Genomic DNA, 12,733 nt, shown 5'->3' with positions numbered 1-12,733 from the left:
TTGACGCGCCTCCTCGGTCCGCTGCAGCACGAATTGCAATTCGGTGGCCAACGCGTAGCGCGGCATGTCGCCGTAAAAACGCGTGAGAAACGGATTGGCTTCGGGCCGCTCCAGCACGGTGCGCATCGGCCAGCGTTCGGCAAGGCGCTGCGCCAAGGAGGTCTTGCCGGCGCCGATCGGCCCTTCTATCGCGATATAGCGGTGCGGGGCGCGCAGATCCGGCGCCGTTACCGTCACGGGCGGGGCGTTGGCCGACATCAGGATTTACCGCCGTGCGCCGCTGCATTTGCGAGCGCATCGGCCATTGCGCAGCGGCAGGTCTTTACTTTCTCGATCCGTTGATGGGCGACGCCGGGCAATAGCCCATCGGCGCGGCCATGGCCAGGAATCGAGATATCGGGATCGATCTCGACGAGCGGCACGAGCACGAACGCGCGCTCGAAGGCACGCGGATGCGGGATGACGAGGTCGGGCTCGTCGACGCGCGTGTCGCCGTATAGGACGATGTCGAGATCGAGCGTGCGCGGCGCGTTGCGAAAGGGCCGCTCGCGGCCGAAGTGATGCTCGACCCGATGGCAGAGCGCGAGCAAGGCGCGCGCGCTCATCGACGTTTCGAGCTTCACGACGAGGTTGTAGTAGTCCTCGCCGCCGGCATCGATCGGCGCCGTGCGATACAGGCTCGATTTCGCAAGCACGGTGATGGCGTGCTGCTGGGCGAGGCAGACGACCGCATCCTTCAGGGATTGGCGAGCGTCCCCGAGATTCGCGCCTAGACCGAGATAAGCAACCGTCATGGCATGGCTTCCTACGACTTCACGACTTCCATTCGACGGCGCTTAGCCGTCCGTTCAGTCCTCTTGCGTGCTTGGCGCATCCGCCGCGCCGGCGCTTGGCGCCTCACCGCTCTTGCGGCTGCGTCCACCGCGGCGGCGCCGCTTGCGCGGGGCAGCCGCGCGGCCGCCTTCCGACAGCAGCGCCTCGCGCTCGGCCGGGCTGCCTTCGAGGAAGGCGGTCCACCATGCGCCGATCGCGGGGTCTAGCTCGCCCGATTCGCACCGTAACAGGAGGAAATCATAACCCGCTCTAAATCTTTGGTGTTCGATGAGCTTCAGCGCGCTGCGGCCCGAGCGTTTCTCGAGACGCGACTGCAACCCCCAGATCTCACGCATGTCGGCCGAAAAGCGCTTGTGGATCGCGAGCTTTTCGGTCTGCATCTCGAGCACGTCGTCCATCGCATGATGGAGCGCGGGCACCGGATATTCGCCGCTCGCTTCGTATTGCTGCGCCCGCTGCTGTACGTCGTGCCAGAGCAGCGTCGCGAACAGGAACCCGGGCGATACGCCCTTGCCCGCTCTCACGCGCGCGTCGGTGCTGTTCAACGCGAGCGTAATGAACGATTCGCCATGCGGCTGCTCGAGCACGACGTCGAGCAGCGGCAGCAACCCGTGATGCAGGCCTTGCTTGCGAAGCTGCGTCAGGCAGGCCAGCGCGTGACCCGAGAGCAGCAGCTTGAGCATTTCGTCGAACAGCCGCGCCGCCGGCACGTTGTGGATCAGCTCCGCGAGCGGTTTGATCGGCTCGCGCGTGGCATCGTCGATCTCGAAGCCGAGCTTGGCCGCGAAACGCACGACGCGCAGCATCCGTACCGGGTCCTCTCGGTAGCGCGTGGCCGGATCGCCGATCATGCGCAACAGGCGCGCGCGGACGTCGCCCATGCCGTTGTGGTAGTCGAGGACGGTCTGCGTGGCCGGATCGTAGTACATCGCGTTGATCGTGAAGTCGCGCCGCGTCGCGTCCTCATGCTGCTCGCCCCACACGTTGTCGCGCAGCACGCGCCCGCTCGCGTCGACGGCATGCGTGCGCCGATCGAGTTCGTCGCGGCGCAGCCGCTTGGCGGGCGCTTCGCTGGCCGGAGGCGCATCCACGAGGGCGCGGAACGTCGAGACTTCGATGATCTCTTGCCCGAATTGGACGTGCACGATCTGGAAGCGCCGGCCGATCAGCCGAGCGCGGCGGAACAGCCGCTGCACTTGTTCGGGCGTGGCGTCGGTGGCGACGTCGAAATCCTTCGGGGCGATGCCGAGCAGCAAATCGCGCACGGCGCCGCCGACGATGAATGCGCGGAAGCCGGCTTGCTGCAAGGTATCGGTGACTCGCACGGCGTTGCGCGAGATCAGCGACGGGTCGATGCCATGGATGTCGGACGACAGGATCACGGGCGCATCGGGCCCGCTGGCGGCAGCCGCGGCCCGCGGCTTCTTGCGGCGTGGCTTGGCGGCGGCCTCGTCGGCTGCCGCGTCGAGCACGGCGGCCTCTTCGGCGAGGGAGTCATCCCCGGTGGGGGCGGCCATTTCCGTGTCTTGGCCGAACAGCTTGCGGATGAGTTTCTTGATCACGACGGTTGGAATAGGTCGAAGATGCGCCAGCCTTTTGCTTGCGCGTGGGCACGCAGCGTGGCGTCGGGATTCGTCGCGATCGGGTCCGTGACTTTCTCGAGCAGCGGAATGTCGTTGTGCGAATCGCTGTAGAAGTAGCTGTGCTCGAAGTCGGCCCAGGTCTTGCCGAGCGAGGCGAGCCACGACTCGACGCGCACGATCTTGCCTTCGCGGTAGCTCGGGGTCCCCCTGCCGCGCCCCGTGAACGGCGAATGCGGTTGGCCGTCGGTGGTTTCCACCTCGCAGGCGATCAGCATCTCGACGCCGAACGCATCGGCGATCGGGCGCGTGACGAATTCGTTCGTCGCCGTGACGATGCAGCACAGATCGCCCTTGTCCTGATGCTCTCGCACGAGCCGCAGTGCGACGGGCGTAAGCGCGGGCTTGATGACTTCGTGCATGAACTGCGCGTGCCACGCGGCGAGCTCGTCGCGCGAGCGATGCGCGAGCGGCGCGAGAATCGTCTCGAGGTACGCATGGATGTCGAGCTGTCCGCGCTTGTAGTCGGCGTAGAAGCGGTCGATGTCACGCAAATACGTTTCGGCATCGACGATGCCGAGCTTCACGATGAAGCGGCCCCATTCGTGGTCGCTGTCGGTCGGGATGAGCGTGTGATCGAGGTCGAAGAGTGCGAGATTCGTCATGAGTGCGCATTTTACTTGAACCGGCTCGCCGGGGCGGGCGAGCCTTCGGAGGGGGCGTCGGACGCCGGCAAAGCGAGCATCGTGCGCAGCAGCGGCAGCGTGATCGCGCGTTTTTGCTCGAGCGAGAAACGATCGAGGGCATCGAGCAAGGCCATGAGGCTCGGCATGTCGCGCCGAAAGTGCGTGAGCAGATAGGCCGGCACGTCGTCGGCCAGCGCGATGCCGCGCTCTTTCGCTGCGAGCTTGAGCACGGCGCCCTTGCGGTCGTCGGGCAGGGGCGCCAAATGGTACACGAGCCCCCACCCCAGGCGCGTGCGCAGGTCTTCGCGCACGGCGAGCCCGAGCGGCGCGGCGTTCCCGGTGGCCACGAGCGCGCTCGTCGGATGCGCGCGCACCTCGTTGAACAGGTTGAACAGCGCGATCTGCTGCGCGCCCGAGAGCTTGTCGCAGTCGTCCACGGCGTAGATCGCCACGCCGGGGTCGAACGCGAACGCCGCCAGCGCGCTTTGCGGGCCCAGGAACGAAGCCCGGCCGGGCGCGGCGCTATGCACGAGCGCGGACAGCAGATGGCTGCGGCCGCTGCCGCTCTCGCCCCAGACGTAGAACGTGCGGTCGGCGAGCGGGCCCGCCGCCAGCGCGCCGTCGAGCTCGGCCAGCCGCGCGACGAGCTCGGCGTTGGCGCCGGCGAAGAAGTTATCGAACGTCGACGGCGGCGGCGTGCCGAGATCGAGCGTCAGTTGACGATGCACAGTCACGATAAAAAGCGATCAATTCTTGTAGAGCGTGCTCGCGAGGTAGCCGCGCCGCACCTCGCGCAGAGCCGTGGACAGGATCGCGCTGACGGGCAGCGCGAGCAGCACGCCGAAGAAGCCGAACAGCTGGCCGAACGCCAGCAAGGCGAAGATCACGGCGAGCGGGTGCAGGCCGATGCGCTCGCCGACGAGGCGCGGCGTGAGGAACATGCTTTCGAGGATCTGCCCGATTCCATACACGACGGCGACGGCGACGAAACCGTAGACGCTGCCGAACTGCAGCAGCGCCGCGAGCAGCGCGAGCGCGAGGCCCGTCGCGAAGCCGGCGTAGGGAATGAACACGGCGAGACCCGTGAAGATGCCGACCGGCAGGGCGATCTCGAAGCCGGCGATCGTCAGCGCGAGGCCGTAAAAGGCGGCCAGCACGCCCATCACGAGCAATTGGCCGCGCAGATACTGCGACAGCGTGCGATCCATCTCGACGGCGAGCTCGAGCGTCTTGGGCAGCCAGCGCCGCGGGACGATCGAGGCGAGCCGCGCGAGCATCGTATTCCAGTCGTAGAGCAGGTAGTAGAGCACGAGCGGCACCATGACGACGTCGCCGATCACGGTGATCATGACGTTGCCGCTCGTGCGCAGCGACTTCCAGGCCGCGAGCGCGACCGTTTGAGCGCTGCCTTCGAGCTGCGAAGTGAGCATGTCGCGCAGGCTCGAGAAATCGAAGACGTCGCCGTAGCCGAGCAGCGTGAGCTTCGGTTGCAGCCAATCATGCAGATGCGAGATGAGCCCCGGAATCTGCGCTTTCAACTGGGGCCCTTCCTTTTGCACGACCGCGAAGACGAGCAGGGCGAGCAGCGAGACGACGATCGCGAACACGAGCATCATCAGCAGCGCCGCAATGCCGCGGGGCACGCGATGGCGCACGAGCCAGGCGACGCCCGGCTGCAGGATGTAGGCGAGGATCGCGCCGAGCAGGAACGGCGTCAGCACGGGGCTGAGCAGCCATAGCAGAATGCCTAGGCCCAGCGCGACGGCGCTCCAGAAGAGCGCTTGGCGTTGGTAGGGTGTGAGAATCGGAGAATTCTGCGACAAAGGCGTATCCCAGTCAGCATCGGTTAAAATCGCATTTTACCGACCTTCTCGCCCTTCCCCATGAATCAACCGAAATCCGCGCCGGACGCCCATGCTGGCGCCCAGGGTCTGTCGTATCGCGACGCGGGCGTCGACATCGACGCCGGCGATGCGCTCGTCGACGCCATCAAGCCCTTTGCGAAAAAGACGCTGCGCGAAGGCGTGCTAGCCGGCATCGGCGGGTTCGGCGCGCTGTTCGAGGTCCCCAAGAAATATCGCGAGCCCGTGCTCGTGTCGGGCACCGACGGCGTCGGCACGAAGCTCAAGCTCGCGTTTCATCTGAATAAACACGACACGGTCGGCCAGGATCTCGTCGCGATGAGCGTGAACGACATCCTCGTGCAAGGCGCCGAGCCGTTGTTCTTCCTCGATTACTTCGCCTGCGGCAAGCTCGACGTCGGCACGGCGGCCACGGTGGTGAAGGGCATCGCGCAAGGCTGCGAGCTGTCGGGCTGCGCGCTGATCGGCGGCGAAACGGCCGAGATGCCGGGCATGTATCCTGACGGCGAATACGACCTGGCGGGCTTCGCCGTCGGCGCCGTCGAAAAGAGCAAGATCATCGACGGCAGCACGATCGTCCCGGGCGACGTCGTGCTGGGCCTGGCGTCCAGCGGCATCCATTCGAACGGGTTCTCGCTCGTGCGCAAGATCATCGAGCGCGCGAATCCCGACCTCTCGGCCGATTTCCACGGCCGCTCGCTGGCCGACACGCTGATGGCGCCCACGCGCATCTACGTGAAGCCGCTGCTCGCGCTGATGAGCAAGATCACCGTGAAGGGGATGGCCCACATCACGGGCGGCGGGCTCGTCGAGAACATTCCGCGCGTGCTGCGCGAAGGGCTCACGGCCGAGCTGCAGCAGTCGGCCTGGCCGATGCCGCCGCTGTTCACGTGGCTGCAGCAGCATGGCGGCGTCGCCGATGCCGAGATGCATCGCGTCTTCAACTGCGGGATCGGAATGGCGGTCATCGTGGCGGCGGACATGGCCGACGATGCCGTGCGCGAACTGACGGCGGCGGGCGAGCAGGTCTGGAAGATCGGCGTCGTGCGCGCGAGCAAGGAAGGCGAGGCGCAGACGGTCGTGGTGTGAAGCGCACGCGCTGCGGTGCGGGTTTTTTCGCACCGTCGGCGAGAGCGCCGCTACGCTTAGCGGCGCGTGCCGTCCTCGGTGGCACGAGCGATCGCCTCCACCGCGCGCACCGCGTCATCGGTCGCGCTCGGCGCACAGCAATCGATGACGATGCGCTCGGGCATCGAGCGCAGCCACGTGAGTTGCCGCTTGCAGAGCTGGCGCGTGGCGAACACGCCTTTGTCGCGCATCGTCGCGTAATCGATTGCCCCGTCCAAATATTCCCACGCCTGCCGGTAGCCGACGCAGCGCATCGAGGGGAGGCCCGGGTCCAAATCGCCGCGTGAGCGAAGAGCCCTGACTTCATCGACGAAACCGGCCTCCAGCATGGCATCGAAGCGCCGCTCGATGCGCGCATGCAGCACCGACCGATCACTCGGTTCGAGCGCAACCGGCACGAAACGGTACGGCGCTTCGTTTTCGTCTCTGCGCTCGGGTGCCGCCAGCAACGCCGACATCGGCTGTCCCGTCAGCATGAAGACTTCGAGCGCCCGTTGGATGCGCTGAGCGTCGTTCGGCGCCAAGCGTGCCGCGGTGACCGGATCGACGCTCGCGAGCCGTGCATGCAGCGCGGGCCATCCCTCGCGGGCCGCGTCCGCGTCCAATGACGCGCGCACGTCGGCATCGGCGCTCGGCAAGTCGTTCAGGCCCTGCGTCAACGCCTTGTAGTAGAGCATCGTCCCGCCGACGAGCAGCGGCACGCGGCCGCGTGCGAGGATCTCGCCGATCGCGTGCAGCGCATCGGCGCGAAAATCGGCCGCCGAGTAGGCTTCGGCCGGGTCCCGGACGTCGATGAGATGATGCGGCACGCGCTCGCGCTCATCGGGTGTCGGCTTCGCCGTGCCGATGTCCATGCCGCGGTAGACGAGCGCCGAATCGATGCTGACGATCTCCGACGGGTGCTTCGCCGCGAACGCGAGCGCCGCCGCGGTCTTGCCCGACGCGGTCGGGCCCAGCAGGCAAGCGATGGCGATGCGATTCGATGCGGATGCGTTCACGCGCCTACTGCCCGCGCAAGAAAAGGCGATCGAGATCGGCGAGCGTCAGCTGGTACCACGTCGGCCGGCCGTGATTGCACTGATCGGCGCGCTCGGTCGCCTCCATCTGGCGCAGCAGCGCGTTCATCTCGTCGAGCGTCAGCCGCCGGTTCGCGCGCACGGCATGATGGCAGGCCAGCGTGCCCAGCAACTCGTGCTGGCGCTCGGTCAGCACGCGCGAGCCGCCGTATGCGTGCAGATCGGCCAGCACGGCGCGCGCGAGCGCGGGGAGATCGGCGTCTTTGAGCAGTGCCGGCACGGCTCGGATGGCGAGCGTGGTCGGCGAGAGTGCGGCGAGATCGAAGCCGAGCGCCGCGAGCGATTCGCGTTCCTCCTCCACCGTGCCGATTTCGACCGCATCGGCCGTCATCGAGACGGGAATCAGCAGCGGCTGCACCGCTACGGCGCGCTCGGCCAGCGCGCGTTTGAATTGCTCGTACAAGATGCGCTCGTGCGCCGCGTGCATGTCGACGATGACGAGCCCGCGCGCGTTCTGCGCGAGCACGTAGACACCGTGAATCTGGCCGAGCGCGAAGCCGAGCGGCTGTTCGAGATCGGCGGCCATCGGCGCGGCATGCGATCCGGCGAATGCTGGGCCGGGCGCTTGCGCCGCGCCATCTCGTGCTTCGAACGGCGACGAAGCAGGCGTGGGCAGCCAGGGCGCGCCATCGATGCGCTCGAGGGCCGCGGCATCGCCGGCTGCGCTGCCGTCCGCACGAGCGGCATCCTTGCGCCCGAACAGCGCGTCGTAGAGCGCGAGCGGCTGCGCGACGGGCAGCGTGCCCTGCGTCATCCGCGAATCGCGCATCCAGGTCGTGCCACCGCGGCTCGCGGCCGAAAGCGCTACGCCGCCCGGCGCCGAACCGTTGCCGGTCATGCCGCCGATGCCTGCACCAGCGCGCGGCTCGATCTGCGCCGCATGGCCGAGCGCCGTCGTCTCGGGCGAAGCGCCGGCATGGCGGGCGAGCGCGCGCTGCAGCGCATGGAACACGAATTGATGGACCGCGCGCGAATCGCGGAAACGGACTTCGATCTTCGACGGGTGCACGTTCACGTCGACCGCCTCGGGCGGCAGGTCGAGGAACAGCACGTAGGACGGATAGCGATCGCCGTGCAGGACGTCTTCGTAGGCTGCGCGCACCGCGTGCGTGAGCAGCTTGTCGCGCACGAAGCGACCATTGACGAAAAAGTATTGCTGGTCGGCGCGGCCGCGGCTCGCCGTCGGCAATCCGGCGCAGCCGTACACTGCGATTTCTCCCGCGGCTTCCTCGAGCGGCAAGTGCGCACTCGCGAACGCTTCGCCCAGGATCTTCGAGACGCGCACGGGCGGTTCGCTCGCATTCCAATGCTCGAGCGCGCGGCCGTTGTGCATCACCGAGATCGCCACGTCGGGCCGCGCGAGCGCCGCGCGCTTGATCATCTCGACGCAATGGCCGAGCTCGGTTTGTTCGCTTTTGAGGAACTTCCGGCGCGCCGGCGTGTTGAAGTAAAGCTCGCGTACTTCGATCGTGGTGCCCACCGCGCCCGCGGCCGGCGTCAGCGCGCCCGTTTGCGCGTCGATGCGCGTGGCGTGCGCGGTGTCGGGCGTGCGGCTCGTGATGAACATCTCGGCCACCGAGGCGATCGAGGCGAGCGCTTCGCCGCGAAACCCGAGCGTGGCCACCGCCTCGAGCTCGGCCAGCGAGCGGATCTTGCTCGTCGCGTGGCGCATCAAGGCGAGCGGCAATTCGCTCGGCGGGATGCCGCAGCCGTCGTCGGCGATCGAAATGCGTTTGATGCCGCCCGCATCGAGCAGGATGCGCAGCGTTGTGGCCCCCGCATCGAGCGCGTTTTCGAGCAGTTCCTTGACGACCGAGGCCGGGCGCTCGACGACCTCACCGGCGGCGATTTGGCTGATCAGCTGATCGGGCAGCGGGGCGATCGCACGGCGCGCGCTCGCCGTCGGGGGCGTGGCGCGCTCGGCGTCGGCCGGCGATTCGGGAAATTGGGACATGCGGCGATTATAGCGATTTGCCGCAGGCCGATTCCCTCGATCTGCCAGGGTCGCCGGGCTGTTTCGAGATCGGTCATGCAGTTTCGGTATCATGGCGCGGTGATCGCGCGCACGGCGCGCAGGTGGCGCTCGAGCTGCGTGCCGCTTCGGTCGTTTTGTTTTCTAGGAAGGAATGCCTTTGGACACGCTGCTTCATCTTCTCACGCTGATTCTGCACATCGACAAGTTCCTCGGCGACTTCGTCCATCAGTACGGCGCGTGGGTGTACGCCGTCTTGTTTCTGATTGTTTTTTGCGAAACGGGTCTCGTCGTCTTGCCGTTCCTTCCCGGCGATTCCCTGCTTTTCATCGGCGGGGCGTTCTGCGCGACGGGGGAAATGAACCTCGCGTCGTTGATCGTGCTGCTGCTCGTGGCGTCGGTCACCGGCAACACCGTCAACTATCTGATCGGCCGCGCGATCGGGCCTAAAGTGTTCAATACGCATATCCCGTTCTTGGAGCGCTTTCTCGATCGGGCCGCGCTCCAAAAGACGCACGACTTTTACGAGCGGCATGGCGGCAAGACGATCGTGCTCGCGCGCTTCATTCCCGTCGTGCGCACGTTCGCGCCGTTCGTGGCCGGCGTTTCCGACATGCCGGCGGGACGGTTCCAGCTGTTCAACGTGACCGGCGCCGCATTGTGGGTCTTGTTGCTCGTGCTGGCCGGTTATTTCTTCGGCAATATCCCGTTCATTCGTCAGTACCTGAACTTGATCGTGCTGGTCGGCGTCGGCGCGGCGATCGTGCCCGTCGCATTGGCCGCACTCTACAAGCTCATGAAGAAGAAATCGTCGACGGGCGTGACCTCGAACAGCGGCGGCCGTTGAGCGTCCGCGCCGGCTCGGCGCGCACGGGCGCTCGTTGGGGCCGCTCGTTGAGGCAATCGGCGCGCGGTCGGCGCAGTGAACGCCATGACGCCGAGAAACGGAAACAACGCACACACCACGAGAAAGGGGGTGACCATGCAAGGTCCGACGGCCGACGTTCGCTTGATACCGGTCAAGCTCGAGGCGCTGCGCCCCACGCAGGTCACGGTGGGCTATCACGAAGTTCGCGCCAAGCGCGAGCATTGGAAGTCGCTCGATAAAAAAGGACGCGCGCAAGCGATCTCGACGCATTGGTTTCCCGCGGTTCTCGGCCCGCGGCAGCAATACTTCGTCGTCGACCACCACCACCTCGGGCTCGCGTTGATCGAGGAAGGCGTGAGCGAGGTTCAGGCGATGGTGCTGCGCGATCTCTCCTGGCTCGATCCTGTCATCTTTTGGCGCATGATGGAGCACTTCCAGTGGGTGCACCCGTTCGGCGCGGACGGCACGCGCTGCGACTATGACGGGCTACCCGGCACGTTGACGGGGCTCGTCGACGATCCGTATCGCAGCCTCGCCGGCGCGCTGCGCCGAGTGGGCGGCTACGCGAAGGACATGGCGCCGTTCAGCGAATTCCTCTGGGCCGACTATCTGCGGCCGAGAGTCCCCGAAAAGCGCGTGCGCAAGAATTTCGACAAGGCCCTCGAGGCCGCGCTAGCTTGCGCGCACGCCCAGGAGGCGCGCTACTTGCCCGGCTGGTCGGGCACCGTGCATCCCGCACGTTGATCGCGACTGCGACTCGGCACTCGACGCCATGACGATCGATACGGGCCACGCGGCCGCCGCGCATCTGCAGGAGCCATCCAGCTATGCGCAACCGGGCGTGCCGAAGCCGCCCGCGCGGCGGGCTCTGAAGGACGCGCTCGCCGGCGCGTCGATAGCCGGTCTGCTGCTGCCTGAAGCCGTCGCCTATGCAAGTATCGCCAACATGCCGCCGCAAGCCGGGATCGTCGCGCTGCTCGCGGGATTGACCGTCTATGCCTTGCTCGGGCGCAGCCGCTTCGCGATCGTCTCGTCGACTTCGTCCTCGGCGGCCGTGCTCGCGGCTACCGTCAGCGCGCAGGCGGGCGGCGGTGTCGCGGCGCATCTTGCCTACGCCGCGGCGCTCGTCGCCGCAACGGGCATTTTGTTCGTGCTGGCGGGCATCGCGCGGCTCGGCGGCATGTCCGACTTCGTCGCCAAACCCGTATTGCGCGGTTTCGCGTTCGGGCTGGCACTGACGATCGCCGTCAAGCAACTGCCGAGCATCCTCGGCGTCTCGTCGCATTATGGCGACGTGCCGCGCATGGCGTTCGATCTCGCGCGCCAGCTCTTCTCCTGGAACCTGCACAGCGTCGCCGTGGGCGGCATCGCGCTCGCGATCTTGTTCGCGCTCGGCCGCAGTGCGCGGATTCCGGCGACGCTCGTCGTCATCGTGCTCGGCATTGGCGCGGGGTACTTCATCGATTGGCATGGCTGGGGCATCGGTGTGGTCGGCGCGATCGACGTGCAGAACGTACGCCTCGGCCTACCCGCGTTCGCGCGCACGCAATGGCTGCAGACGCTCGAACTCGGCTTCGCGCTGATGCTGATTCTCTATGCGGAATCGTACGGCTCGATCCGCAGTTTCGCGCTCAAGCACGGCGACGAGATGTCGGCCAATCGCGATCTCGTCGCGCTCGGCGGCGCGAATCTCGTCTCGGCATTGCTGCAAGGGATGCCCGTCGGCGCGGGGTATTCGGCCTCGTCGGCCAACGAAGCGGCCGGTGCGCAAACGCGCTGGGCGGGGCTCGTCGCCGCCGTCGTCGTCGGCCTCATCGTCGTCTTCCTGCGGCCGCAGCTTGCCCGCATTCCCGAGCCGGTGCTCGCGGCCATCGTCATTTATGCCGTCAGCCACTCGCTGCATCCCGATGTGTTTCGTCCGTATTTGACGTGGCATCGCGATCGGCTCTTGACGGCCGCGGCGCTCGTGGGCGTGCTGCTGCTCGGCGTGCTGCACGGCCTGCTCGTCGCGATCGGCGCGAGCCTGCTGCTGACGCTACGCAACTTGTCGGTGCCGATGGTGAGCGTGCTCGGCCGCCTGCGCGACAGCCACGATTTCGTCGATCTGTCGAAACACGCCGATGCTCGGCCCGTGGACGGCGTCATGATCATGCGTCCCGAGGCGCCGCTGTTTTTCGCGAACGCCGATCGCGTGCTCAGCGAGGCACGCAAACTGATCGCCGCTCAGGCGGCCGCACCGGGCATGGTGATGCTGAGCTTGGAAGAAACGCCCGACCTCGACAGCACGGCGATCGAGGCGCTGCGCATCTTCGCGGCCGAATTGCACGCGCGCGGCGAGCGGCTCTTGCTCGTGCGCCTGAAGCCGCGCGTGCTCGACGTGCTCGGCCGCGCCGCCGACGAGACGCTGCCGCGCGAGGCACTGCACGAGCTCAGTGTCGACGAGTGCGTGCAGTCGGAGCTGGCCCAACTGCCTCCTCCCCTGCAAGCGCCGTTGCGCTCGACGTGACGCCTCGATGCGTCGCCGTGCCGAACGGGGAACCGATGTCGGGCGGACGAGTGCCTGCTTCGCTTTCCTCGCTTTCCTTCGCCTACGGCAACGAAATCGTGAGATTGGCCGATTCGGTTTCGGGCTGCACGAGCTGCGAGTAGGGCGCAAGCGTGTGCATCGTCGAATTGCGCAGGTAGGTGTTCAAGCCGAAGTAAGCGCCGAGCCCCACGAGGGCGAAG

12 protein-coding genes and 1 pseudogene are annotated in these 12,733 nt (G+C 66.9%); 4 read left to right on the top strand and 9 right to left on the bottom strand.

Annotated features, from left to right (window positions below):
• The 6 genes from ACTHNZ_RS01985 to ACTHNZ_RS01960 form a co-directional block, all read right to left on the bottom strand.
• Positions 1–258 (bottom strand): deoxynucleoside kinase (locus ACTHNZ_RS01985; protein ID WP_440540811.1); only part of this gene is annotated, 258 nt, incomplete at its 3' end.
• On the bottom strand, positions 258–794 hold the full coding sequence (folK, locus tag ACTHNZ_RS01980; protein ID WP_440540810.1) for a 2-amino-4-hydroxy-6-hydroxymethyldihydropteridine diphosphokinase: 537 nt from the start codon (positions 792–794) through the stop codon (positions 258–260). The genes ACTHNZ_RS01985 and folK, both read right to left, overlap by 1 nt.
• A gap of 54 nt (positions 795–848) precedes the next feature.
• Entirely contained in the window at positions 849–2,396 is a 1,548-nt protein-coding gene (pcnB, locus tag ACTHNZ_RS01975; protein WP_440540809.1) for a polynucleotide adenylyltransferase PcnB, read from the bottom strand.
• Positions 2,393–3,079, bottom strand: a complete 687-nt coding sequence (locus ACTHNZ_RS01970; RefSeq protein ID WP_440540808.1) for an HAD family hydrolase — start codon at positions 3,077–3,079, stop codon at positions 2,393–2,395. Before ACTHNZ_RS01970 ends, pcnB begins: the two co-directional genes overlap by 4 nt.
• Before the next feature lie 11 nt (positions 3,080–3,090).
• Positions 3,091–3,834 (bottom strand): DnaA regulatory inactivator Hda, encoded by a 744-nt coding sequence (gene hda, locus ACTHNZ_RS01965; RefSeq protein WP_440540807.1) that lies wholly within the window; start codon positions 3,832–3,834, stop codon positions 3,091–3,093.
• 12 nt (positions 3,835–3,846) lie between these two features.
• A complete protein-coding gene (locus ACTHNZ_RS01960) occupies positions 3,847–4,923 on the bottom strand; it encodes an AI-2E family transporter (protein ID WP_440540806.1) in 1,077 nt (358 codons plus the stop codon).
• A gap of 60 nt (positions 4,924–4,983) precedes the next feature.
• Here ACTHNZ_RS01960 and purM point away from each other — a divergent pair, with 60 nt between their 5' ends.
• Positions 4,984–6,051, top strand: a complete 1,068-nt coding sequence (gene purM / locus ACTHNZ_RS01955) for a phosphoribosylformylglycinamidine cyclo-ligase (RefSeq protein ID WP_440540805.1) — start codon at positions 4,984–4,986, stop codon at positions 6,049–6,051.
• Between the two features lie 56 nt (positions 6,052–6,107).
• Here the strand turns inward: purM and miaA are convergent, their stop codons facing one another.
• Both miaA and mutL read right to left on the bottom strand, forming a co-directional pair.
• A complete protein-coding gene (gene miaA / locus ACTHNZ_RS01950) occupies positions 6,108–7,088 on the bottom strand; it encodes a tRNA (adenosine(37)-N6)-dimethylallyltransferase MiaA (RefSeq protein ID WP_440540804.1) in 981 nt (326 codons plus the stop codon).
• Positions 7,089–7,092: 4 nt separating this feature from the next.
• Entirely contained in the window at positions 7,093–9,120 is a 2,028-nt protein-coding gene (mutL, locus tag ACTHNZ_RS01945; protein WP_440540803.1) for a DNA mismatch repair endonuclease MutL, read from the bottom strand.
• Positions 9,121–9,298: 178 nt separating this feature from the next.
• Here mutL and ACTHNZ_RS01940 point away from each other — a divergent pair, with 178 nt between their 5' ends.
• From ACTHNZ_RS01940 to ACTHNZ_RS01930, 3 genes are all read left to right on the top strand, one after another.
• Positions 9,299–9,985, top strand: a complete 687-nt coding sequence (locus tag ACTHNZ_RS01940) for a DedA family protein (protein ID WP_440540802.1) — start codon at positions 9,299–9,301, stop codon at positions 9,983–9,985.
• Positions 9,986–10,120: 135 nt separating this feature from the next.
• Positions 10,121–10,750 carry a ParB-like protein gene (locus tag ACTHNZ_RS01935; protein ID WP_440540801.1) on the top strand — a complete coding sequence of 210 codons (630 nt, stop codon included), beginning with the start codon at positions 10,121–10,123 and terminating at the stop codon, positions 10,748–10,750.
• Between the two features lie 28 nt (positions 10,751–10,778).
• A complete protein-coding gene (locus tag ACTHNZ_RS01930) occupies positions 10,779–12,512 on the top strand; it encodes a SulP family inorganic anion transporter (RefSeq protein ID WP_440540800.1) in 1,734 nt (577 codons plus the stop codon).
• Positions 12,513–12,594: 82 nt separating this feature from the next.
• Here ACTHNZ_RS01930 and ACTHNZ_RS01925 read toward each other — a convergent pair.
• A pseudogene (locus tag ACTHNZ_RS01925) lies at positions 12,595–12,733 on the bottom strand (DotU family type IV/VI secretion system protein); the annotation flags it as partial.

This window comes from Trinickia sp., assembly GCF_051953955.1.
Lineage (GTDB): Bacteria > Pseudomonadota > Gammaproteobacteria > Burkholderiales > Burkholderiaceae > Trinickia.
Note: the sequence above shows the minus strand (reverse complement) of the source record. Positions and strands in the feature narration are given on the sequence as shown.

Bases quoted from the DNA above. Each gene is read 5' to 3' on its own strand.
- ACTHNZ_RS01970 (WP_440540808.1), bottom strand. From the start codon at position 3,079: ATGACGAATCTCGCACTCTTCGACCTCGATCACACGCTCATCCCGACC.
- mutL (WP_440540803.1), bottom strand. From the start codon at position 9,120: ATGTCCCAATTTCCCGAATCGCCGGCCGACGCCGAGCGCGCCACGCCC.
- purM (WP_440540805.1), top strand. From the start codon at position 4,984: ATGAATCAACCGAAATCCGCGCCGGACGCCCATGCTGGCGCCCAGGGT.
- folK (WP_440540810.1), bottom strand. From the start codon at position 794: ATGACGGTTGCTTATCTCGGTCTAGGCGCGAATCTCGGGGACGCTCGC.
- ACTHNZ_RS01935 (WP_440540801.1), top strand. From the start codon at position 10,121: ATGCAAGGTCCGACGGCCGACGTTCGCTTGATACCGGTCAAGCTCGAG.
- ACTHNZ_RS01930 (WP_440540800.1), top strand. From the start codon at position 10,779: ATGACGATCGATACGGGCCACGCGGCCGCCGCGCATCTGCAGGAGCCA.